We start from the raw sequence: 22,734 nt of genomic DNA, 5'->3' as shown, positions 1-22,734 counted from the left end.
GGGCACAGCCGTAGGGGCGGGTGATGTGGATCTCTTGACCGACCCAGGAGGAAACGGTTCGGCCGTGTCCGCGCGGGGTGCGATCGAACCGACCGCGAGAGCGGCTCAGCCCGCCGCTGCCGAGCCCGCCAGTTCGTGCACCGCCACCACGTCCATCCGCGCGGGCGAACCGAGTACCGAGGTGCCACAGCTTTCGGGCCGGGGCGGCTGCGCGGCGCCCTGGGCCACGACGACCTGCCAGTGACGTCCGTCCGTGTGCGCGACGGTCACCTCCCAGCGCGGAGCAGCGCCGGTGATCCGGACGATGCTCAGCACCTCCGCCGCGTCCTCGCCGGTCGCCGCCCGCACCGCCAGTTCCGCCGCCTGGCCGGGCCGTTCCCAGGCCGAGCTCCCGCGGCACCCCTCCACGACGATCCGCCCCTCCTGGACGCCGTGCAGGACCTCCTTGACGGTGTGGGCCTCGGCGCGGCCGTACGCGTACCCGTGCGGCAGGACGAGCAGGGTGGGGGAGAAGCGATGACCCCCCAGATGGGTGACCTCCCAGGCGCCCTGTACGCCGGAGGCGGCGAGCTCCGCGGCCAGCGGACGGCCGAGGAGCGCGCAGCAGCGGTCGCGCTTGCCGTTGGTGCAGACGAGGGCGAGCGGGTCGCCGGTGTGGGGCCGGCCCTGCAGCGCGCGGTCGAAGGTGTGGGGCTCGCCCCGGCCGAGCGCGGCCATGTCGAGGTCGAGCAGCCGCCCGGGGTCGGTGGTCGTGGCGCTGTGCAACCAGATGCCGCCCGGCGTGGTGTGCGCCGCGTACACGTGCCGTACCGGCGGCGGCATGCCCGGGTCGGCGTGCCGGCCGGGGCGGCGGATGAGCGCGATACGCACCCCGGTGTCCTTCGCCGCCGCCTCCAGGGCGCGGCCCAGCGCCGGGTCCAGGTGGCTCGACGTGAGTGCGTCCGCGCCCCACGGACCGGGCTGCTCCAGCAGGAGCCAGGTCCTGGCGGTGGCCGCGGTGCCGGAAATGGGCTCGCCGAGGTTCCGCGAGACGGTCGCGCACGTACTCACAGAGGTGAGCCTAACCTGACTTGACGGCCGACGGCTTCCTGTCACGCCTGTGGAACGCTGTGGAGTCGCCGGGCCCTGGCTGTGCGCACCGCCGCACCCGAGGTCACACCGGGCGGTCCGGTCCGGCGCCGGGTTCCGGCATCGGCAGTGGCTGTGGCGGCTTCGGGCCCACGTAGTGCCCGCTGGGCCGCATCCGCAGCGGGCGCTCGCCGTACTCCTCCAGGGCATGGGCGATCCAGCCCGCCGTACGGGCGACGGCGAAGATCGTCTCGCCGGCCGAGGACTCCATGCCGCAGGACGCGGTGAGGACGGCGAGCGCCAGGTCCACGTTGGCGTGCAGCGGCGCATGGCGGGCGGTCGTGGCGACGACGTCCCGGGCGGCGGCGAGGGCGGGTGCGGCCTCGGGGATGTCTTCCAGGAGTGCGAAGAGGGCACGCGCGCGTGGGTCCTCGCCGGGGTAGAGCGGGTGGCCGAGACCGGGAACGCGACGGCCGGCCCGCAGCTCCTCCGCGATCACGGGCGCGGCGCTGCCGACGTCGAGCACTTCGAGAAGCATCCGGTGGGCGAGCCCGCTCGCCGCGCCGTGCAGGGGTCCCTCGAGCACGCCGAGCCCGGCGGAGACGGCCGCGTAGGCATGCGCGCGGGCCGAGGCGGCGACGCGCACCGCGAGTGTCGAGGCGGCCAGGTCGTGGTCGACGAGCAGCCCGAGCGCGGTGTCGAGGACGCGCAGCTGCGCCGGTTCGGCGGGGCGTCCGCTGAGCCGGTCCCACAGGCGCCGGGCGAGGGGGCCTTCGTCGCGGTGGGCGGGCCGCTTCGGCGGCAGGGCCGCGACCAGGGTGGGGATCAGGATGCGCGCGGTGCCGAGCACCGCCTCCTCCGACAGGTCGAACCGCAAGGGGTCCACGGCCGCCGCGGCGACGGCCGCGACCCGCAACCGGTCGGTGGGGCCGGTGTGTTCGGGCAGCGCCTCGACGACACGGCGGGCGGCCAGCACGGACGCCTCGGGCGCGGTGAACGTGACCCCGGGGCGCAGCCGGCCCGTCCACAGCCACTCGGCGACCTCTTCGTACGCGTGCCGGCACACCAGGTCGACCGCGTCCACGCCGCGGAAGTAGTAGCGGTCCTCGTCGATGAACGTGACACGGGTGCGTACGGACAGCTCCGCCCCGGACCTCGGACTCCCGCTGCTCTCCCGCCTGTTGCGGCGCGCGAGCGCATCGACCTCGCCGGGGTCGAAGGTGCTGCCCCGTCCGCCGGACGTGCGCCTGCTGCTCAACTGACCGCGGCTGACGTACGCGTACACGGTCTCGGGTTTCACCCCGAGCGCCTCGGCGGCCTCCTTGGTGCTCAGCCGTCGTTCGGGGTGGCCGGGGCCGGGTTCTTGATCGCGCATGAGGGCCACCGTATCCACCCGTACGAGGAAGGCCCGGCGTCGCGACGGGGCGGGCCGGGCCGGTTTCTCGGCAGGGCTAAAGGTCCGGAATATCGGCCTTTGCGCGCAGGAGGGTCTCGCGAGTGATGACGACAATGCGCTCGTGCTCACCGCGTGAGGCGTCGGAGGGAAGGCCGGGGTCCAGTGAATCCGTGGCGTCCGTGCCGATAACCGCGAAATTGCCGTCGGCAAGTTCAAAAATATCGGGGCAATTCGCTCCACTTACGCTCCCCCGAGCGCGCGGAGATGCACCGATCCGACGGATGATCTGACTCACTGTTGCTTCCCTTGGGTCCGTTGGCTTTCGCACGACGACTACGCGGTGCAAGGCGGGCCCTGTGGGGTGCGCTCGTCATCCGGCGGCGTAGGCGACGATGGTGGGGTCCTCTACGCGATCAAGCGCGAGTCAACTCCCTGACGTCCCACTCAACTCTCAACTTCACCGGTTCGTTATGGGCCGTGGGTGTGAACTCCGGAAGCGGGGAGCGCGGCCGCGTGCGTGAGCCCTCGCCCTCCGGAGTGCGCCGAGTACGTCGAGACCACCCGGCTTTCACGGACTCGGTGGCTCGCCCACCACCCACCATTCGTCGGCGTCCGATTCCTCGAGTTGTGTCAGGAGTTCGTCCACCATGCGGCCGAGTTCCGCTTCGTCCGAGCCGTCCGCAATGGTGGCGCGTTGGTGTCTGGTCGCGTACCAGTACTCCCGTACGACGGGATTCTGAAGAATGCCCCGGATGTACCCGAAGAACTCTTCGCGGGAGATATTGCCGATCCGGTAATAAAACAGTGCGTTCGTGTAGAGGGCGTTGGCGTAGATGTACTGGCGTCGCTGCTTGGTGGAAACGGGGGCCTCGAAGAGGTCCAGTACTTCCGCCAGTTCGGGGTCGTCGATGGCTTTGCTCAGTAATTCCCAGTGCAGGCGTTGCTGGTTGGCCAGGTTGGTGTGCTGCTGGGAGTGGGCGGTGCGTTCCAGGTGTTCCAGTCGCATGCGGAGTGCCTCCAGCGCATGACGTTGTGCCGCCATGGTGATCAGAGCACCGGCGGCCATGCCGACCGCCGCCGCGGCGACTGCACCGAGTCCGCGTACCCCAAACCTCTGTGTGGCCATGTCAAAAACTCCCGATCGAGCGGCCGTGCGCCGGTCGTCGGGGGTGCGGGTGGACGTGACGGGGACCGGCGAGCGGTGGGCGGCGCTTGCCGCCTCCCAGAGTGCCGAGCGGCTCTGATCGGCGGGGGAGGCGGAGGGGAGGCGCACAGAGGGAAGCGAGGGTCGCACGCCAGGGCGCCTTGTCCAAGGTCTGCCCCCCGAATGCTGCTAACAAGCGTTCACTTCGTGGGCTTTCCGTCGGCTCGTATCCTGGGACCGCATTCATTCCCCGCACCGCGCGCCCGGCCGCGAGCCGGTGCACGCGCAGCGTTCAGAGAGGTCGCACGTGTCGCACAGCCGCAGCCCGCAGCAGATCCCGGTCGTCGTGCTCGCCGGATTCCTGGGCTCCGGCAAGACGACCCTGCTCAACCATCTCCTGCACCGCAGCGGAGGCAGCCGCATCGGGGCGATCGTGAACGACTTCGGCGCCATCGAGATCGACGCCATGGCCGTGGCCGGCGCGCTCGGCGACTCCACCGTCTCCCTCGGCAACGGCTGCCTGTGCTGCGCCGTCGACGCCAGTGAACTCGACGTCTACCTCGAACGGCTCGCCGGGCCGGCCGCCGGCATCGACGTCATCGTCATCGAGGCGAGCGGCCTCGCCGAGCCACAGGAGCTCGTGCGCATGGTGCTGGCCAGCGACCACCCCGGAATCGTCTACGGCGGGCTCGTCGAGGTCGTCGACGCCGCCGAGTTCGACGAGACCCGGGCGAAGCACCCCGAGATCGACCGGCACCTCGCGCTCGCCGACCTCGTGGTGGTGAACAAGCTCGACCGTGCGCCGGACGCCGACCGCGTCCTCGCGCTGGTCCGCTCCCTCACCGACCGGGCCGCCGTCGTCCCCGCGACCTACGGCCGCATCGACGCCGAGTTCCTCTTCGACTGCCGGCCGAGCGAGGAGCGCGTCGGGCAGCTCTCCTTCGACGATCTGCACGACCACGCCGGGGACGGCCATGCCGACCACCTCCACACCGCCTACGACAGCCTCTCCTTCCGCTCCGAGGTCCCCCTCGACCCGCGCCGGTCGATGGAGTTCCTCGACAGTCGGCCCGAAGGGCTCTACCGGATCAAGGGCTACGTCGACTTCGGCCCGTACGACCCCGCCAACCGGTACGCCGTGCACGCCGTCGGGCCCTTCCTGCGCTTCTACCCGGAGCCCTGGCCAGCCGCCGACGCCCGTCTCACCCAGCTCGTCCTCATCGGCTCCGGCATCGACACCGCCGCCCTCGCCAAGGAGCTCGACGCGTGCACGAGCGACGCCCCGCACGCCGACGAGCACGGCATGTGGGGCGTTCTGCGCTACGTACAGGACCCCGTCGAGGACGGGGACTTGCTGGATCCTCCGGACGAGGCCTAGACCCAATGCCGGTGACTTAAGTTCTGTCCCGTCGAGTGATCGTGGCGGTGTCGGGTACGGGTGGTGGCCAGTTGTGATGCTCGGCCCGTTTGAGCGGCCAGTTGGACATCTTGCGTTTGATCACTCGGGGGCAGGTCCGGTGGCGGCGGGCGGGCAGCAGGCGTTCTGCGATCTCAGCCAGGGTGCGGGCCAGTGCCCGGGCGAGTCTGCCGGGGGGAGAACGCCGCCTGGGCCGGGACCTGACGGCGCACGATCCGCAGGGACCGGGTGAAGGACAGGCGGTCAGGGTCCAGGCCCTCACGGAGGGCAGCCTGGTGCATCAGCTGCCGGATGGCGTGGTGCACCAGGAGGAAGCCGTAGATCTCCTGTTCCACGCCCCACGGGTATTTCGAGCGCAGGATGAGCTTCGGGCCGCGCTGGTGGGTCTTGATCTCGTCCAGCGTGGTCTCGAACTCCCACCGCTGGGCATAGAGCGCGGCCAGTTCCCGCGCCGGTGCTTGCTCTGGGTCCAGCAGGGTGGTCAGCAGACGGTAGACGGTGGCGTCGCCGGTGCGGGCATGGGTGTACTCGATCACCCGGACCACGACCGGGTTGCGGCGGCTCTTGCGGTCCTTCTCGGCATGGACCGTGCTGAGGTACGAGCCGTCGCCGAGCACCTGGGCGACGGGCAGCGCCGCGCTCTTGCGCACCCGCCACAGCAGGTCGGCGCCGGCAGCACGGGCGGCCTGCCACAACTCGAAGCCGTAAAAGCCCCGGTCGGCCAGCAGCAGCATCCCTTCCTGAAGCCGGGCGAACAGCTGGCGGGAGAGTTTCTGCTCGCTCGTCGACTGCGGACCGACCACAGCCCCGAACAGCGCATGAGTGCCGCATTCCGCCAGCGCGACCAGCCGTGCCTGCGGAAACGCGCCCGCTCCGCGCTGCGAGACATGGCGGCCGAAGAACTCCTCGTTGGCCGCCGTGTCCGCCACATCCAAGGTCGTGCCGTCCACCGCGACCACACGCCAGTGCCGGTACCAGGAGCCGACCGTCTCGGGCACGGCCACCGGACGGCAGACCCGCGCGAACAACGCCTTCAACGGCTCCACGCCCAGACGCCGACGCGCCCGACCGATCGCCGCGGTCGTCGGCACCCGCCACGAGGGCCGCCCATCGCCCAGGCCCTCTCCCAGCAGCCGGGCGACCTCCTCGTATCCCTGCCCGAAGAACAGGCACATCGCGAGGACGAAGTACACCACCACCCGCGCCGGCAACAGGCGGCTGCGCTGCTCAGCCCGGCCGGTGTCGGAGATCACCTCATCAACCAGGCCCGGCGGAAACGCCTGCGTCAGCACCCCGATCGCGATCCGGTCCGACAACCGCTCTCCCGCAGGCACCCTGACCTGCCCCACCCTCGCCACATGAAGGACAACGAGGCACAGCCACTTAAGTCACCGGCATTGGGCCTAGACCGGCCCCGCCACCACCGACACCGTCTTCGCCAGGGACACGCCCGAGCCGTCACGGCGCGGGTCCATCTCCGGGAGGTCGGCCGGCAGACCGTTCTTCTGCGCCGCCTTGGCCGGGACCGGACCCGCCCACGCCAGGGACAGACAGTCCTCGCCCTTCAGGAACCGCTGACAGCGCACACCGCCGGTGGCGCGCCCCTTGCGCGGATACTGGTCGAAGGGGGTGAGCTTGGCGGTCGTCTGGACGGAGTCGTCCAGGGTTCCGCGCGAGCCCGCGATGGTGAAGACGACCGCGTCCACCGCGGGGTCCACGGCCGTGAACGAGATCACCTTCGCGCCCTCGATCAGCTTGATGCCCGCCATACCGCCCGCCGGACGGCCCTGCGGGCGCACCTGCGCGGCCTGGAAGCGCAGCAGTTGGGCGTCGTCGGTGATGAAGACCAGGTCCTCCTCGCTGGTGCGCAGCTCGACGGCGCCGACGATCCGGTCGCCGTCCTTGAGGGCGATGACCTCCAGCTCGTCCTTGTTGGTCGGGTAGTCGGGCACGACCCGCTTGACGACGCCCTGTTCCGTACCCAGCGCCAGACCGGGGGACGACTCGTCCAGCGTGGTCAGACAGACCACCGTCTCGTCGCCCTCCAGGGAGACGAACTCCGTCAGCGGGGCGCCGCCCGAGAGGTTCGGCGCCGACGCCGTGTCCGGGAGCTGCGGCAGGTCGACGACGTTGATCCGCAGCAGCCTGCCGGAGGACGTGACCGCGCCGATCTCCCCGCGCGCGGTGGCCGGCACGACCGAGACGATCACATCGTGCTTGGTGCGCCTGCCGTCCCCGTCCTCCGAGTCCTCCGCGAAGGGCTCGCCGTTCGCGGTGCGGGCCAGCAGGCCCGTGGAGGACAGCAGGACGCGGCACGGGTCGTCCGCGACCTGGAGGGGCACGGCGGTGGCCGTGGTGCCCGAGGACTCCAGCAGGACCGTACGGCGCTCGGTGCCGAACTTCTTCGCCACCGCGGCGAGTTCCGCCGAGACCAGCTTGCGCAGCTCCGCGTCCGAGTCCAGGATCCGGGTCAGCTCCGCGATCTCCTGGTTGAGCCGCTCCTTCTCCGCCTCCAGCTCGATGCGGTCGAACTTGGTGAGCCGGCGCAGCGGGGTGTCCAGGATGTACTGCGTCTGGATCTCCGACAGCGAGAAGCGCTCCATCAGGCGCTCCTTCGCCTGCGCGCTGTTCTCGCTGGAGCGGATCAGCCGGATGACCTCGTCGATGTCGACGAGCGCCGTCAGCAGGCCCTCCACCAGGTGCAGCCGGTCACGGCGCTTGGTGCGCCGGAACTCGCTGCGGCGGCGCACCACGTTGAAGCGGTGGTCGAGGTAGACCTCCAGGAGCTCCTTGAGGCCCAGCGTGAGCGGCTGGCCGTCGACCAGCGCCACGTTGTTGATGCCGAAGGACTCCTCCATGGGCGTCAGCTTGTACAGCTGCTCCAGGACCGCCTCCGGCACGAAGCCGTTCTTGATCTCGATGACCAGGCGCAGGCCGTGCGCGCGGTCGGTGAGGTCCTTGACGTCGGCGATGCCCTGGATCTTCTTCGAGCCGACCAGGTCCTTGATCTTGGCGATGACCTTCTCGGGACCGACGGTGAACGGCAGTTCGGTGATGACCAGACCCTTGCGGCGGGCCGTCACCGTCTCCACCGCGACCGTGGCGCGGATCTTGAAGGTGCCGCGGCCGTTCTCGTAGGCGTCCCGGATGCCGGAGAGGCCGACGATCCGGCCGCCGGTCGGCAGGTCGGGGCCCGGCACGAACTTCATCAGGGCGTCGAGATCCGCGCCGGGGTAGCGGATCAGGTGCCGGGCGGCCGCGACGACCTCGCCCAGGTTGTGCGGCGGCATGTTCGTGGCCATGCCGACCGCGATCCCGGACGCGCCGTTGACCAGCAGGTTCGGGAAGGCGGCGGGCAGGGCCACCGGCTCCTGCTCCTGGCCGTCGTAGTTGGGCGTGAAGTCGACCGTGTCCTCGTCGATCGACTCCGTCATCAGGCTCGTCGCCTGGGCCTGGCGGCACTCGGTGTACCGCATGGCGGCCGGCGGGTCGTCGTTGCCCAGCGAACCGAAGTTGCCGTGACCGTCGATCAGCGGCACGCGCATGGAGAAGGGCTGGGCCATGCGCACCAGGGCGTCGTAGATCGACGCGTCGCCGTGCGGGTGCAGCTTGCCCATGACCTCGCCGACGACACGGGCGCACTTCACATAGCCGCGCTCCGGGCGCAGGCCCATCTCGTTCATCTGGTAGACGATGCGGCGATGCACCGGCTTGAGGCCGTCACGGGCGTCCGGCAGGGCGCGGGAGTAGATGACCGAGTACGCGTACTCGAGGAAGGAGCCCTGCATCTCGTCGACGACGTCGATGTCGAGGATCCGCTCCTCGTACGAGTCGTCGGGCGGCGGGGTCTTCGTGCTGCGGCGGGCCATCGCTGCCGGCTCCTTGCTGGGGCGTGTGACGGGATCTGACGCGGACCATTGTGGACCGTGGCACTGACAGCGCGGGCGTGGACCCGCGTCGGCGGTCCGGCCCCGCACGCAGAGGCACCTCCTCCACGGCTGCCCGCAGGCTACGCGATCTCGCTCTCGGCGTATGTCGCCCGGGAACTTCGCGGACCGTCCGCACGCTTGCATACAGTGGCAGGACCGGCAGGAAAACCGCGGTTTCGACGACCGCGTCCGCGATCGGAAGGGACGTACATGCCCATGGGTCACACGGCCACAGACCAGGCAGGCTCCGGGGGCCTGAAAGCGACCGAGCACCGTCTGGCCAACGGCCTGCGCGTGGTGCTCTCGGAGGACCACCTGACCCCCGTCGCGGCGGTGTGCCTCTGGTACGACGTGGGCTCGCGCCACGAAGTCAAGGGGCGTACCGGCCTTGCTCACCTTTTCGAGCACCTGATGTTCCAGGGATCCGGCCAGGTCAAGGGCAACGGCCATTTCGAACTGGTCCAGGGCGCGGGCGGCTCGCTCAACGGCACCACCAGCTTCGAGCGCACCAACTACTTCGAGACCATGCCCACCCACCAGCTGGAGCTCGCCCTCTGGCTGGAGGCCGACCGCATGGGCTCCCTGCTCACCGCGCTCGACGACGAGTCGATGGAGAACCAGCGCGACGTCGTCAAGAACGAGCGCCGCCAGCGCTACGACAACGTCCCCTACGGCACCGCGTTCGAGAAGCTGACCGCTCTCGCCTACCCGGACGGCCACCCGTACCACCACACGCCGATCGGCTCGATGGCCGACCTGGACGCGGCGACGCTGGAGGACGCGCGGGCGTTCTTCCGCACGTACTACGCGCCCAACAACGCGGTCCTGTCCGTGGTCGGCGACATCGACCCGGAGCAGACCCTCGCCTGGGTCGAGAAGTACTTCGGCTCCATCCCCGGCCACGACGGCAAGCCCGCTCCGCGCGACGGCGCGCTGCCCGAGGTCATCGGCGGGCAACTGCGCGAGATCGTCGAGGAGGAGGTGCCGGCCCGCGCCCTGATGGCCGCCTACCGGCTGCCCGAGGACGGCACGCGTGCGTGCGACGCCGTCGACCTGGCGCTCACCGTCCTCGGAGGCGGCGAGTCCTCCCGGCTCTACAACCGCCTGGTGCGTCGCGACCGTACGGCGGTGGCGGCCGGCTTCGGCCTGCTGCGGCTCGCCGGAGCCCCCTCCCTGGGCTGGCTGGACGTGAAGACGTCCGGGGACGTCGAGGTGCCCGTCATCGAGGCCGCCATCGACGAGGAGCTCGCGCGGTTCGCAGAGGAGGGCCCGACGGCCGAGGAGATGGAGCGCGCCCAGGCCCAGTTGGAGCGCGAGTGGCTCGACCGGCTCGGCACGGTCGCCGGCCGCGCCGACGAACTGTGCCGGTACGCCGTCCTGTTCGGCGACCCGCAGCTCGCCCTCACCGCCGTCCAGCGGGTGCTGGACGTGACGCCCGAGGAGGTGCAGGAGGTCGCCAAGGCCCGCCTGCGCCCCGACAACCGCGCGGTGCTCGTCTACGAGCCGACCGCCGCCGAAGCCCCCGCCGACCAGGACGAGAACGAGGAGGCGGCCCGGTGACCGAGCTCGCCACGATGGACTTCCACCCCCAGCCCCGGGCGGGCGAGGCCAAGCCGTGGGCGTTCCCGGCGCCTGAGCGCGCCGCGCTGGCCAACGGCCTGACGGTCCTGCACTGCCACCGCCCCGGCCAGCAGGTCGTCGCCGTCGAGATCCTCCTCGACGCCCCGCTGGACGCCGAACCGGCCGACCTCGACGGCGTCGCCACGATCATGGCGCGCGCGTTCTCCGAGGGCACCGACAAGCACTCCGCCGAGGAGTTCGCCGCCGAACTGGAGCGCTGCGGCGCCACCTTGGACGCGCACGCCGACCACCCCGGCGTCCGGCTGAGCCTCGAAGTGCCGGCCTCGCGCCTGCCCAAGGGCCTCGGCCTCCTCGCCGACGCGCTGCGGGCGCCCGCGTTCGCCGACAGCGAGGTCGAGCGCCTCGTCCGCAACCGGCTGGACGAAATCCCGCACGAGCTGGCCAACCCCTCCCGGCGCGCGGCCAAGGAGCTCTCCAAGGAGCTGTTCCCGGCCACCGCGCGCATGTCCCGCCCGCGCCAGGGCACGGCGGAGACGGTCGAGAAGATCGACTCCGCGGCGGTACGCGCCTTCCACGAGAAGCACGTCCGCCCCGCCACGGCCACCGCCGTGGTCGTCGGCGACCTCACCGGCGTCGACCTGGACGCGCTGCTCAGCGACACCCTGGGCGCCTGGACGGGCTCCTCGGCCCAGCCGCGGCCCGTGCCGCCGGTGACCGCCGACGACACCGGCCGGGTCGTCATCGTGGACCGCCCCGGCGCCGTCCAGACGCAGCTGCTGCTCGGCCGTATCGGCGCCGACCGGCACGACCGCGTGTGGCCCGCTCAGGTGCTCGGCACGTACTGCCTCGGCGGCACTCTCACCTCCCGTCTGGACCGCGTCCTGCGCGAGGAGAAGGGCTACACCTACGGCGTCCGCGCCTTCGGACAGGTCCTGCGGTCCGCTCCGGACGGCTCCGGCGCCGCGATGCTCGCCATCAGCGGCTCCGTGGACACCCCGAACACCGGTCCCGCGCTCGAGGACCTCTGGAAGGTGCTGCGCACCCTCGCCGCCGAGGGGCTGACCGACGCCGAGCGTGACGTCGCCGTGCAGAACCTGGTCGGGGTGGCGCCGCTGAAGTTCGAGACCGCGGCGGCCGTCGCGGGCACGCTGGCCGACCAGGTCGAGCAGCACCTGCCCGACGACTTCCAGGCGACGCTGTACCAGCAGCTCGCCGCGACCGGCACGGTGGAGGCCACCGCGGCGGCCGTGAACGCCTTCCCGGTGGACCGGTTGGTGACCGTCCTGGTGGGCGACGCGGCCCAGATCAAGGCACCGGTCGAGGCCCTCGGCATCGGCGAGGTGAAGGTGGTGTCCGCGGAGTAGGCCGAAGAGCCGGCCGCCGAGCAGTCCGCGGCAACGGCACGCGCGTGTAGGGGCCCTGGTCGACGGAAGCGTCACCAGGGCCGCTAGATGTCCGAATTGGGGCGGAGGTTGCCTGTCTGCCCTGTGGGATGCGCTACAAAAACCGGGATTCGTTTGAGGATTGAAACCCGCCCCGCTTAGCTTCGTGCGGGCTGTCCGTCAGGCAGTGCGCCGCAGCCGCGGCACCGGACAGTCATCGCCGAGTCCCCGTACGGCGCGAGCCAGGGGAGCCGGGGACCCTCCCTCCTGTCGCCACCTTCGCGGCTGGAGGGGCCCAGAAGTCCCTGGGGTGAATCGGACGCCCGCGCGAGTCGCGAGGGGGTCCGTAGGAGACCTTCCTGCTCCGAACCCGTCAGCTAACCCGGTAGGCGAGAGGGAAGGAAAGGACACCCCCAACTTCATGGCGATCACCTGCGCCACCGGGAAGCACCGTCGGCCCAGCCGGATGCAACGGACCACCGTTCGCGCGGCGGGCGTCGCGGCGCTCACCACCACCGGTGTCATGGCCACCGTCGCCTCCACTCCGGCCTTCGCCGCCGAGCCCACGCCCGAGCAGACCGGGCTGATCCCCGTCGTCACGGTCGGCGAGTCCGTCGCCGAGCAGCTCGACGACCAGGTCGCGGTGCAGAAGCAGGCCGCCTTCGAGGAGGCCGCCCGCGAGGCCGCCGCCAAGAAGGCCGTGGAGGAGCGTGAGGCACGCGTGCGTGCCGCCCGCGAGGCCGAGCGCAAGCGCCTCAACGCTTTCGTGCTGCCGATCACCGGGTCCTACGTGTCCACCGGCTACCAGGCCAGCAGCTCCCTGTGGTCCTCCGGCAGCCACACCGGCATCGACTTCCACGCCTCCAGCGGCACCACGGTGCACGCGGTCGGCCTGGGCACCGTCGTCGAGGCCGGCTGGGCCGGGTCCTACGGCTACCAGGTCGTGATCAAGATGAACGACGGGACGTACACCCAGTACGGTCACCTGTCGTCCATCGAGGTGTCGGTGGGCCAGCAGGTCACCCCGGGCCAGCGGATCGCCCTCTCCGGCGCGACCGGCAACGTCACCGGCCCGCATCTGCACTTCGAGGCCCGCACCACCGCCGAGTACGGCTCGGACATCGACCCGGTCGCCTATCTCCGCAAGCACGGCGTGAACGTCTGACGACGCACGGCGACAGATCGTTCGGCCCCGGCCCTCCCGGCCGGGGCTTTCGTCGTTTTCGAGATCCCGCTGTCCAAAAAATATCCACGGATTCCAGCCCGCCATCGGAAATTCCCGCTGATTGCAATAGAGTCACGGAACACACGTCAATCATCGACGTTTCACGGGGATTAAGGCGGAGGTCCGTCATGCGTATTCCGGCGCACTCGGTGTGCACGGCCATCCGGGACGACATCGTCTCGGGTGTCTACGAGCGCGGCAGCCGCCTCACGGAGGAACTCCTCGCCCGCCGCTACGGCGTCTCCCGTGTGCCCGTCCGGGAGGCGCTGCGCACGCTGGAGGCGGAGGGCTTCGTCGTCACGCGGCGGCACGCGGGCGCGTGCGTCGCCGAGCCGACCGAGCAGGAGGCCGCGGACCTGCTGGAGATGCGCATGCTGCTGGAGCCGCTCGGCGCCTCCCGGGCCGCCCAGCGCCGCACCGAGGCCCATCTGAAGGTGCTGCGCGGTCTCGTCAGGCTGGGCCAGGAGCGGGCCAGGAGGGGCAACAGCGAGGATCTGCGCTCCCTGGGGGGCTGGTTCCACGAGACGCTCGCCCAGGCCTCCGGAAGCCAGGCCCTGACCTCGATGCTCACCCAGCTCCGCCACAAGATCGCCTGGATGTACGCGGTGGACGCCCCGGCCGACCCGGTGGAGTCCTGGGGGGAGCACGGCGCGATCGTGGACGCGGTGGCACGCGGCGACGGGGAGCGCGCGCGGGCGGTCACGGCGTTGCACACCGAGCGCGCGACGGCCGCGCACCGACTGCGTTTCACCGGCGGCGTGGAGCGCGTCGACCGTGTGAGGACTTCGCAACCTCCCGTAAACATGACGGGTCTGCGGCATTAACACAGGGGCCGTATACAAAGAGGAGTTAATTCGCGGGGCGCTATTTCTGCTGCCCATGAGCGGGAAATTCAAAGGGCTCGCCCGACAATTCGGACGAGCCCTTCGGTGTTGCCCGACGACGCCTTTAAGGCAGTGCGCCGTCAGGGTTTTCAGACGGTCTCGGGGAGCTCCTCGAGACCCTCGGCGACCAGCTTCGCGAGCCGGTCGAGGGCAGCGTCCGCGCCCTCGGCCTCGGACGCGAGGACGATCTCCTCGCCGCCCTTGGCGCCCAGGCCGAGAACGGCCAGCATGGAGGCCGCGTTGACGGGGTTGCCGTCGGCCTTGGCGATCGTCACGGGGATACCTGCGGCCGTGGCGGCCCGGACGAAGATGGAAGCGGGGCGGGCGTGAAGGCCCTCGGCCCAGCCGACGTTGACGCGGCGCTCAGCCATGTGATGCTGCCCTTCAGTGTCTCAGGTTGTCTAGACCAGTGTTCCACACGTGAAGCGTGAGGGGGGAGGGACCGTGCGGTCCCCTCCCGACGTGGTCGTCGGATCGCGGCCTCGATCCGACGTGCGTCCTCAACAGACTGCCTCGCGCCGTTGTCGTACGCGAGCCGTACTCTGGGCCCCATGCAGAGCGCGTCGGACCGGCACGAGTACCCCGCCCACTGGGAGGCCGACGTGGTGCTGCGCGACGGCGGCACCGCACGCATCCGCCCCATCACCGTCGACGACGCCGAGCGCCTGGTCAGCTTCTACGAGCAGGTCTCGGACGAGTCGAAGTACTACCGCTTCTTCGCGCCCTACCCGCGCCTGTCCGCAAAGGACGTCCACCGCTTCACGCACCACGACTTTGTGGACCGGGTGGGACTCGCGGCCACCATCGGCGGCGAGTTCATCGCAACCGTACGCTATGACCGGATTGGCGCCGACGGCATGGCCGCCTCCGCGCCCGCCGACGAGGCCGAGGTCGCCTTCCTCGTGCAGGACGCCCATCAGGGGCGCGGTGTCGCCTCCGCGCTCCTCGAACACATCGCGGCCGTGGCACGCGAACGCGACATCCGCCGCTTCGCCGCCGAGGTGCTCCCCGCCAACAGCAAGATGATCAAGGTGTTCACGGACGCCGGCTACACCCAGCAGCGCCACTTCGAGGACGGCGTCGTCCGCCTCGAGTTCGACCTCGAACCCACCGAGCGCTCCGTCGCCGTGCAGCGCGCGCGGGAGCAGCGCGCCGAGGCCCACTCCGTACGACGGCTGCTGGCGCCCGGCTCGGTGGCCGTCGTCGGCGCCGGCCGCACCCCGGGCGGCGTCGGCCGGAGCGTCCTCGGCAACCTCCGGGCAGCCGGCTTCACCGGACGCCTCTACGCCGTGAACAAGGCCTTCCCCGAGGACCTGAAGGAACTCGACTCGGTGCCCGCGCACCGCTCGGTGCGCGACATAGCGGAACCCGTCGACCTCGCGGTCGTCGCCGTCCCGGCCGAGCAGGTGCCCGAGGCCGTCGCCGAGTGCGGCGAACACGGCGTGCAGGGACTCGTCGTCCTCTCCGCCGGCTACGCGGAGAGCGGCCCCGAAGGGCGCGAGCGCCAGCGCGAACTCGTCCGGCACGCGCGCGCGTACGGCATGCGGATCATCGGCCCCAACGCGTTCGGGGTCATCAACACCTCCCCCCAGGTGCGGCTCAACGCCTCGCTCGCCCCGGAGATGCCGAGGCCCGGCCGGATCGGCCTGTTCGCCCAGTCCGGGGCCATCGGCATCGCCCTGCTCTCCCGGCTCCACCGGCGCGGCGGCGGCGTCACCGGAGTCACCGGCGTGTCGACCTTCGTATCCTCCGGCAACCGCGCGGACGTCTCCGGCAACGACGTCCTCCAGTACTGGTACGACGATCCCGACACCGACGTCGCCCTGATGTACCTGGAGTCCATCGGCAACCCGCGCAAGTTCACCCGCCTCGCTCGGCGCACGGCGGCCGCCAAGCCCCTGGTGGTCGTCCAGGGCGCCGGCTCCGCCCCCCAGGGGCACACCGTGCGGGCGACGCGGCTGCCCCATGCCACGGTGTCGGCGCTCCTGCGACAGGCCGGCGTGATCCGGGTGGACACCATCACCGAACTGGTCGACGCAGGCCTGCTGCTCGCCCGCCAGCCGCTGCCGACGGGACCGCGGGTCGCGATCCTCGGCAACTCCGAGTCGCTGGGGCAGCTGACGTACGACGCCTGTCTCTCGGAGGGGCTGCGTCCGCTGCCCCCGCTCGACCTGACGACGGAGGCGTCGGCGGAGGACTTCCACGCCGCCCTGGCCCGGGCGCTGGCCGACGAGACGTGCGACGCGGTGGTCGTGACGGCGATCCCGGCGATCGGCGAGGTGTCGCCCGGGGACGGGGAACTCGCCCAGGCCCTTCGCTCGGCCGCGGCCGCGGCGCCCGCCAAACCGGTGCTCGTCGTGCACGTGGAACTCGGCGGCCTCGCGGCAGCCCTGTCCGCCGCGACGAGCACCGCACCGCGCGCCGAAGCGGTCTCACGCGCGCGTGCCGAGACGGAAGGCGTCGGGACACCGCAGCCCGCCGCCGTCGAAGCACCCGAGGGAGCACACCTCATCCCCGCCTACCCCGCCGCCGAACGCGCCGTCCGCGCCCTCGCCGAGGCGGTGAAGTACGCCCAGTGGCGGCGCGAGGCGGCGGACCCCGGCAAGGTGCCCGAGTACGAGGACATCGACGAGAAGGGCGCCGCCGCACTGATCGGCGGGCTCCTCGCGCGCGGGCAGGGCCTCACCCTCGGCACGGAGGAGACCTGCGAGCTGCTCGGCCGCTACGGCATCCGCACCCGCAGGGCGATGCCCGCGCTCACCCCCGACGAGGCCGCGCGGGCCGCGGGCGCCCTGGGCTACCCCGTCGCCCTCAAGGCGACCGCCCCGCACCTGCGCCACCGCGCCGACCTGGGAGGCGTACGCCTCGACCTGGCCGACGAGGAGCAACTGCGCCGCGCGTACGCCGAGTTGACCGAGCTCTTCGGCGGGCCGGAGGAGCTCCGCCCGGTCGTCCAGGCGATGGCGCCGCGCGGGGTCGACACAGTCGTCCGCGCGGTCATCGACCCGGCGGCCGGCGCCGTGCTCTCCTTCGGGCTCGCCGGGGCCGCCTCGCAGCTGCTCGGGGACATGGCGCACCGCCTGGTTCCGGTCACCGACCGCGACGCGACCTCGTTGATCCGCTCCATCCGGACCGCCCCGCTCCTCTTCGGCTGGCGCGGTTCGACGCCCGTCGACACCCCCGCCCTGGAGGAGCTGCTGCTGCGGGTGTCCCGGCTGGTCGACGACCACCCCGAGGTCGTCGCGGTCACCCTGGAGCCCGTCGTCGTCGCCCCGCACGGCCTGAGCGTCCTGGGCGCCTCCATCCGCCTCGCGCCCCCGCCCGCGCGCGACGACCTCGGACCGAGGACCCTGCCGACGTACTGAGGCCTTCAGGGAGCCCGCCCCGACGAGCCGCCCCGACGAGCCGCTGTGACGAACTGCTGCGAACGTCCATCGGCCGTGGTCGCGTTCGAGGCGGACGCGGGCGGGCCCGAGCCCGTCGCCTGCCTCGTGACGGCCGAATCTTGGGCACGCGCGCGAGGCGCGACGCCCGGGCAGCGGTTCGCTCCACGGGCGCGGCCTCCGAGGCGCCGACGGATCGGCCCGCCGAAGCGGTCGTGACCGGTGCCTCGCAGTCAGTGGGTCCCCGTAGGATGGAGGGCATGGCCAAGACCAGTACGACGACCCAGGGGCTGCGCGCGGCGATCGAGCGCAGCGGCTACTACCCGGCCCTCGTGGCCGAGGCGGTGGAGGCCGCTGTGGGCGGCGAGCCGATCCGGTCGTACCTGGTCCACCAGGAGACCACGTTCGACCAGAACGAGGTGCGTCGGCACGTGACCGTGCTGGTCCTCACCGGCAACCGCTTCATCGTCAGCCACACCGACGAGCAGGCCGCCGACACCACCTCCCCGACGCCGTACGCCACGACGTCCACGGAATCGGTGAAGCTCGGCCGGATCTCCTCGGTCGTCCTCAGCCGCGTGGTCGCGAACCCCGAGTCGTATGCGCCGGGCACCCTGCCGCGCGAGGTCGTGCTGACCATCGGCTGGGGCGCCGTCTCCCGCATCGACCTGGAACCCGCCGCCTGCGGCGACCCCAACTGCGACGCCGATCACGGCTACACCGGCAACTCGACGGCGGACGACCTCAGCCTGCGGGTCAGCGAGGCCGGGGACGGCCCGGAGACGGTGCGCCAGACGCTCGCCTTCGCGCAGTCGCTCTCCGAGGCGACAGCGGACGTCACCCGCTGATGGCACAGTCCGCCCCCTGGGACTTCCCCGAACCCCTCGCCGTCGGCTCCGCCCCCGTCCCCGAGTACGGCTCCGGCTCCCTTGCCGACCTGCTGCCCACGCTGGCCGCGGGCATGGGCGTACCCGGCACGACCGCGGCGATCGGCGAGCTGACCCCGGCCGACCGCAACTGCGTCTTCCTGATCGACGGCCTCGGCTGGGAGCAGATCAAGGACCACCCCGAAGAGGCGCCGTATCTGCACGCGCTCCTCGGCAGCTCGCGCGGCGGCACCGGACGTCCGCTGACCGCCGGCTATCCGGCGACCACCGCGACCTCCCTCGCCTCCGTCGGCACCGGCCTCCCGCCCGGCGCGCACGGCCTGCCCGGCTACACCGTGCGCAACCCGGCCACCGGCGCGCTGATGAACCAGCTCCGCTGGCAGCCGTGGACCTCGCCGGCCGCCTGGCAGCCGTATCCCACGGTCTTCCAGCTTGCCCAGGAGGCGGGTGTGCACGCCGCCCAGGTGTCGTCCCCCGCGTTCCAGAACACCCCGCTCACCAAGGTCGCGCTCAGTGGCGGAACGTTTCACGGGCGGCTGACCGGCGAGGAGCGCATGGACCTCGCCGCCGAGCAGCTCGCCGCCGGCGACCGCTCCCTCGTCTACACGTACTACGCCGAACTCGACGGCGCCGGGCACCGCTACGGCGTCGCCTCCGACACCTGGCGCGGACAGCTCATGTACGTCGACCGGCTCGTCCAGCGTCTCGCCGAGCAACTGCCGCCGCGCAGCGCGCTCTATGTCACCGCCGACCACGGCATGGTCGACGTGCCCTTCGACGACGAACACCGCATCGACTTCGACGCGGACTGGGAACTGCGCGCCGGAGTCGCCCTGCTGGGCGGCGAGGGCCGCGCCCGCCATGTCTACGCCGTGCCGGGCGCCGAGAACGACGTTCTGACCTGCTGGCGCGAGGTGCTCGGCGAACAGTTCTGGGTGGCCTCCCGGGACGAGGCGATCGCCGCGGGCTGGTTCGGGCCGCAGGTCGACGAGCGGGTGCACGCCCGCCTCGGCGATGTGGTCGCAGCCGCCCGGGACGACGTCCTGATCATCGCTTCCGAGCGGGAGCCCAAGGAGTCGGCGATGGTCGGCAACCACGGTTCGATGACCCCTGCCGAGCAGCTGGTGCCCCTGCTCGAAGTACGCTCCTGAGGTCCCGGACCCTCCCAGAACCGTTTCTGCCCCCCTTCACCGAAAGGCGTTCGACTCCCCATGCCCGAGCTGGTGTTCTTCTCCGGAACCATGGACTGCGGGAAGTCGACGCTGGCGTTGCAAATTGCGCACAACCGGTCGGCGAGGGGGCTGCAGGGTCTGATCTTCACTCGGGACGACCGTGCGGGGGAGGGGAAGCTGTCTTCACGGCTGGGGCTGGTGACCGACGCGGTCGAGGCGGTGCCGGGCATGGATCTGTACGCCTATGTCGTCGACCGGGTGTCCCATGGTGGCAGGGTCGACTACGTGATCGTGGACGAGGCGCAGTTCCTGGCGCCGGTGCAGATCGACCAGTTGGCGCGGGTCGTGGATGACTTGGGCATGGATGTCTTCGCCTTCGGTATCACCACCGACTTCCGCACGAAGCTCTTTCCTGGCTCGCGGCGGCTGATCGAGCTGGCGGACCGCATTGAGACGCTCCAGGTGGAGGCGATGTGCTGGTGCGGGGCGCGTGCCACGCACAATGCCCGCACGGTGGACGGCGAGATGGTGGTGGAAGGTGAGCAGGTCGTTGTCGGTGACGTGAGCAGCCCCGCGGCGGAGGTCGGCTATGAGGTGTTGTGCCGGCGCCACCATCAGCGCCGTATGACGAGCGCTTCCGCCGGCGCCGGCGCGCTGTCGCCGGACGTCCTGCCAGTGGCCTCTGACTGAGGGTTGTCGGCCGAACAGGCCGTGATTCAGCGTGCGGTGGTCTGCAGCGCCTCTCGGTCGCCGCCTGCACCCGGTGTCCGTCGGTTGCGCCGGCGGCCAAGGCTGTTCGTAGGTGTCGAGGACGGCGTCCAGCCCTCCTGACGTAGCCGCTGTGCTCGCCTGCGCCTGTGGAGTCTTTGCTCCCCGGGGAGGTGCTGGCGTCTGGTTGAGTGATCGGAGGAGGCGTCGGCTGAAGTTTCCCTGGGCAAAGGCCCTCTCCGTCAGCCTCCTCCCATCAGCCTGCGATCGCCCGCAAGATCGGCTGGCCGAGTGCGCCGAGCCAGCCCGCGAGCGCTCCGAGCGGCCCGATCAGCCCGGTGCTCGCCGTGGCCAGCGCACCCGCCGAGGACAGCAGCCGGGTGATCCGGCCGAGCCGGCCCGCCACTGCCTCCCGGTCCGGCTCCGGCCGGGCGACCTCCTCGTCCAGCGAGTCCAGCTCGGCCCGCACCTCGGGCTCGATTGCCGGCGGCAGCGCCGTCCGCTCGATCGACGCCCTCAGTTCCCGGACCAGGCCGCGCACCTCCTGCCCGCCCGCCGTGAAGACGGCCGACTGACCACCGTGAACGGTCTGGTTCCCGGCGACGTTGTTGACCACGCCGCCCTGCTGGTTGCCGATGTTGAAGGCCATGGCTCCCCATCTCCTCACCGCTGCCGCCAGGACGCCTGCCGCTCGGCATCCTCGAAGCGGCGGCGCCGGGACGTCGTCACGATGTGCAGAACGATCCCGATGACCGTCAGAACCGTCCCGATAGCCGCCATCGCGAACCCGACCGCCCCTACCGGCACCCCGGCCACCTTCGGGCCGAGCAGCTCTGGGGAGGAGTCGAAGTTCGAACTCCCGGACGAAATATCGTCGGTGGTCCTGACAACGGATCGAATGATCACCCAGCCGTAGATCCCGCCCCCGACCACAAAGAGCAGGAAGCCGAGCATGATCAGGTGTCGCGCCCTGGTACGGGTCGCGGCGATCTCCTGGAAAAAGCTCTCGCGCTGCGCCTGCTGAACGTAGTTGTACTGGTCCCCGGCGATGTTGCTCAGCCGGTCGGCCTGCTGCTCCCCGATGTCGAACCGCCGCTCGCCGCCGGGCGGCGTACGGCCGGCCTCGCGCGGTGCCGGGCGGCCCGGCGGGCCGGAGGGTGGCGGCCCTGCGGCGGGAGCGCCGTGAGGCGTGGGCCCGGGCTCAGGGGCGGGGCCCCAGCCCGGCATGGTGTTCGAGGTACCGCCCAGGGTGCCGCCGGCCCCGGGCTTCGGGGTCTGAACGGTCCGGTCGGCGGGGCGCAGCTCTTCGTAATGCACCTCTAAGGGCCCAAAATCCAGTACGTCGCCCGAGTGCAGCACCTGCTGCCCGAGCACCGGGTGACCGTTCAGCATGGTGCCGTTGGCGGAGGCCAGATCCTCGACGGTGGTCCGGCCCGAGGCCCGCCACACCACCGCGTGCCGCCGGCTGACGCCCGGATCGCCCACCTGGATCTGGCAGTCGGAGTCCCGCCCGACCAGCATCGGCTGGTCGTCGAGGACGAAGACCCGGCCGCGCAGCCGGTCCGGGCGGTCGACCACGAGGTGCGGTAGGTCGCGCTCTCGCAGATGCGGGTCCATGGCACGACCTCCTGCCTTGGCGAAGCATCAGGCGTCGGGCGAAACGATTCGGTCGCCTATTCTGGTGGTCCTCACCTTCCAGTAAAGGCCGATCGGCCCCGTCCTGCCACAGCATCCCGGACGGCCGGAACTCGGCAGTGCGTTCGGCCGCCGTCCCCTCGGTCCGCAGCTCTCCGATCCCGACGGGCTGGTCTCCGCGACTCCGGCCCGTGCCCGTCCGGCCGCCCGGCTCTCCGCGATCCACGGCGCCTTGATCCAGGACGCCGCAGCAGCACCGTGATCGCGCCGAAGGCTGGGCCGCGGGTCAGGTCACTGTCTGTGCTGCCTGTCCGCTCGCCTCGGCCCGCTCGCCAGGCAGCCACGTCGGCGTCGGTGATCCGGTACAGCACCAGCGCCACAAGCAGCGTGAGGCGGGTACCGGGCCGCTTGGCCTCCGGCACGTCGGCCAGGGCCACCCCGGCCGGGTCCCCGCCCAATCGCTGGAAGCCGATGCTCACCCACAGCGCGGCGATCTTCTTCTTCGCCTGGCGCCGGTACGCCTGGGGGCGGCCGGTATGTGTACGGGTCAGAACGAGCCGTACAGCGGGTCGCCGAAGGTAACGGCGTCGAGCTCGCGGGACGTCGAAGCTGGGCCTTCGGCCTCTCCGAGATCTCCCCGCCGGATGTGGTCACCGTGGCGTTGGAGACAGACGAAGCCGGTCCTCCCGATTCCACTCGACGACGCAGGTTCTTCCAGGCCCCGGACTGGCAGGTCGCGGAGCGCGTCCGGCAGAGCGGGCGATTGTCCAGCGGCCGCTCGGAAGCCCCACGCACCCGAGTCTGTCAGTGCTGCTCCCGGGGCCGCAGAGCTTTCACCGAGCCCGGCGTCACGGCTCCCACGCGTTCGTTCTCGACTGCAAGCGGATCTCCCACCCGTGGGTGCGTGTCGGCGTGGGTTGAAC

General features: G+C 71.3%; 18 protein-coding genes and 1 riboswitch. Of the genes, 9 read left to right on the top strand and 9 right to left on the bottom strand.

The genetic code is table 11. The annotated features are described in order from the left end of the window. Positions 1-105: 105 nt before the first annotated feature. The 4 genes from AB0J04_RS08270 to AB0J04_RS08255 all read right to left on the bottom strand — a co-directional run bounded on the left by AB0J04_RS08270 (position 106) and on the right by AB0J04_RS08255 (position 3,590). Positions 106-1,050 carry a sucrase ferredoxin gene (locus tag AB0J04_RS08270; RefSeq protein ID WP_363167551.1) on the bottom strand — a complete coding sequence of 315 codons (945 nt, stop codon included), beginning with the start codon at positions 1,048-1,050 and terminating at the stop codon, positions 106-108. 103 nt (positions 1,051-1,153) lie between these two features. Further along, positions 1,154-2,443 carry a citrate synthase gene (locus AB0J04_RS08265; protein WP_363167550.1) on the bottom strand — a complete coding sequence of 430 codons (1,290 nt, stop codon included), beginning with the start codon at positions 2,441-2,443 and terminating at the stop codon, positions 1,154-1,156. A gap of 76 nt (positions 2,444-2,519) precedes the next feature. Next, positions 2,520-2,759, bottom strand: a complete 240-nt coding sequence (locus AB0J04_RS08260; protein ID WP_363167549.1) for a hypothetical protein — start codon at positions 2,757-2,759, stop codon at positions 2,520-2,522. Between the two features lie 273 nt (positions 2,760-3,032). Beyond that, a complete protein-coding gene (locus tag AB0J04_RS08255) occupies positions 3,033-3,590 on the bottom strand; it encodes a DUF6082 family protein (protein ID WP_363167548.1) in 558 nt (185 codons plus the stop codon). A 325-nt stretch (positions 3,591-3,915) separates the two neighbouring features. Between AB0J04_RS08255 and AB0J04_RS08250 the strand changes: the two genes are divergently transcribed. Continuing rightward, positions 3,916-4,986 (top strand): GTP-binding protein, encoded by a 1,071-nt coding sequence (locus tag AB0J04_RS08250; protein WP_363167547.1) that lies wholly within the window; start codon positions 3,916-3,918, stop codon positions 4,984-4,986. 173 nt (positions 4,987-5,159) lie between these two features. Here the strand turns inward: AB0J04_RS08250 and AB0J04_RS08245 are convergent, their stop codons facing one another. Both AB0J04_RS08245 and AB0J04_RS08240 read right to left on the bottom strand, forming a co-directional pair. Next, on the bottom strand, positions 5,160-6,383 hold the full coding sequence (locus tag AB0J04_RS08245; RefSeq protein WP_363167546.1) for an IS4 family transposase: 1,224 nt from the start codon (positions 6,381-6,383) through the stop codon (positions 5,160-5,162). A 45-nt stretch (positions 6,384-6,428) separates the two neighbouring features. Next, positions 6,429-8,894, bottom strand: coding sequence for a DNA topoisomerase IV subunit A (locus AB0J04_RS08240; protein ID WP_363167545.1), 2,466 nt, complete (start codon positions 8,892-8,894; stop codon positions 6,429-6,431). A gap of 270 nt (positions 8,895-9,164) precedes the next feature. Here AB0J04_RS08240 and AB0J04_RS08235 point away from each other — a divergent pair, with 270 nt between their 5' ends. From AB0J04_RS08235 to AB0J04_RS08220, 4 genes are all read left to right on the top strand, one after another. Beyond that, positions 9,165-10,514, top strand: a complete 1,350-nt coding sequence (locus AB0J04_RS08235; RefSeq protein ID WP_363167544.1) for a pitrilysin family protein — start codon at positions 9,165-9,167, stop codon at positions 10,512-10,514. Further along, positions 10,511-11,899, top strand: coding sequence for a pitrilysin family protein (locus tag AB0J04_RS08230; protein WP_363167543.1), 1,389 nt, complete (start codon positions 10,511-10,513; stop codon positions 11,897-11,899). The genes AB0J04_RS08235 and AB0J04_RS08230 overlap by 4 nt, the downstream gene beginning before the upstream one ends. 226 nt (positions 11,900-12,125) lie before the next feature. After that, positions 12,126-12,324, top strand: a riboswitch (cyclic di-AMP (ydaO/yuaA leader). Positions 12,325-12,338: 14 nt separating this feature from the next. Next, the gene (locus AB0J04_RS08225) at positions 12,339-13,082 is read left to right on the top strand and encodes a M23 family metallopeptidase (protein WP_363167542.1); all 744 of its coding nucleotides are present in this window, start codon (positions 12,339-12,341) and stop codon (positions 13,080-13,082) included. 188 nt (positions 13,083-13,270) lie between these two features. Then, positions 13,271-13,966, top strand: coding sequence for a GntR family transcriptional regulator (locus AB0J04_RS08220; protein ID WP_363167541.1), 696 nt, complete (start codon positions 13,271-13,273; stop codon positions 13,964-13,966). A gap of 149 nt (positions 13,967-14,115) precedes the next feature. Here AB0J04_RS08220 and AB0J04_RS08215 read toward each other — a convergent pair whose 3' ends face one another. Then, positions 14,116-14,397, bottom strand: coding sequence for an HPr family phosphocarrier protein (locus AB0J04_RS08215; RefSeq protein ID WP_351909603.1), 282 nt, complete (start codon positions 14,395-14,397; stop codon positions 14,116-14,118). Positions 14,398-14,577: 180 nt separating this feature from the next. Between AB0J04_RS08215 and AB0J04_RS08210 the strand changes: the two genes are divergently transcribed. From AB0J04_RS08210 to AB0J04_RS08195, 4 genes are all read left to right on the top strand, one after another. Further along, positions 14,578-17,391, top strand: a complete 2,814-nt coding sequence (locus AB0J04_RS08210; protein WP_363167540.1) for a GNAT family N-acetyltransferase — start codon at positions 14,578-14,580, stop codon at positions 17,389-17,391. Between the two features lie 269 nt (positions 17,392-17,660). After that, positions 17,661-18,257, top strand: a complete 597-nt coding sequence (locus AB0J04_RS08205; RefSeq protein ID WP_351909669.1) for a DUF5998 family protein — start codon at positions 17,661-17,663, stop codon at positions 18,255-18,257. Continuing rightward, positions 18,257-19,447: a nucleotide pyrophosphatase/phosphodiesterase family protein gene (locus AB0J04_RS08200; protein WP_363167539.1), complete on the top strand. Its 1,191-nt coding sequence runs from the start codon at positions 18,257-18,259 to the stop codon at positions 19,445-19,447. Before AB0J04_RS08205 ends, AB0J04_RS08200 begins: the two co-directional genes overlap by 1 nt. A gap of 60 nt (positions 19,448-19,507) precedes the next feature. Beyond that, positions 19,508-20,158: a thymidine kinase gene (locus tag AB0J04_RS08195; RefSeq protein WP_363167538.1), complete on the top strand. Its 651-nt coding sequence runs from the start codon at positions 19,508-19,510 to the stop codon at positions 20,156-20,158. Positions 20,159-20,432: 274 nt separating this feature from the next. Here the strand turns inward: AB0J04_RS08195 and AB0J04_RS08190 are convergent, their stop codons facing one another. Further along, positions 20,433-20,825 (bottom strand): hypothetical protein, encoded by a 393-nt coding sequence (locus AB0J04_RS08190; RefSeq protein ID WP_363167537.1) that lies wholly within the window; start codon positions 20,823-20,825, stop codon positions 20,433-20,435. A gap of 14 nt (positions 20,826-20,839) precedes the next feature. After that, entirely contained in the window at positions 20,840-21,793 is a 954-nt protein-coding gene (locus tag AB0J04_RS08185; protein WP_363167536.1) for an FHA domain-containing protein, read from the bottom strand. Between the last annotated feature and the right edge of the window lie 941 nt (positions 21,794-22,734).

The organism is Streptomyces sp. NPDC050263, assembly GCF_040655955.1.
Lineage (GTDB): Bacteria > Actinomycetota > Actinomycetes > Streptomycetales > Streptomycetaceae > Streptomyces.
This window is presented reverse-complemented; position numbering and strand designations above follow the sequence as displayed.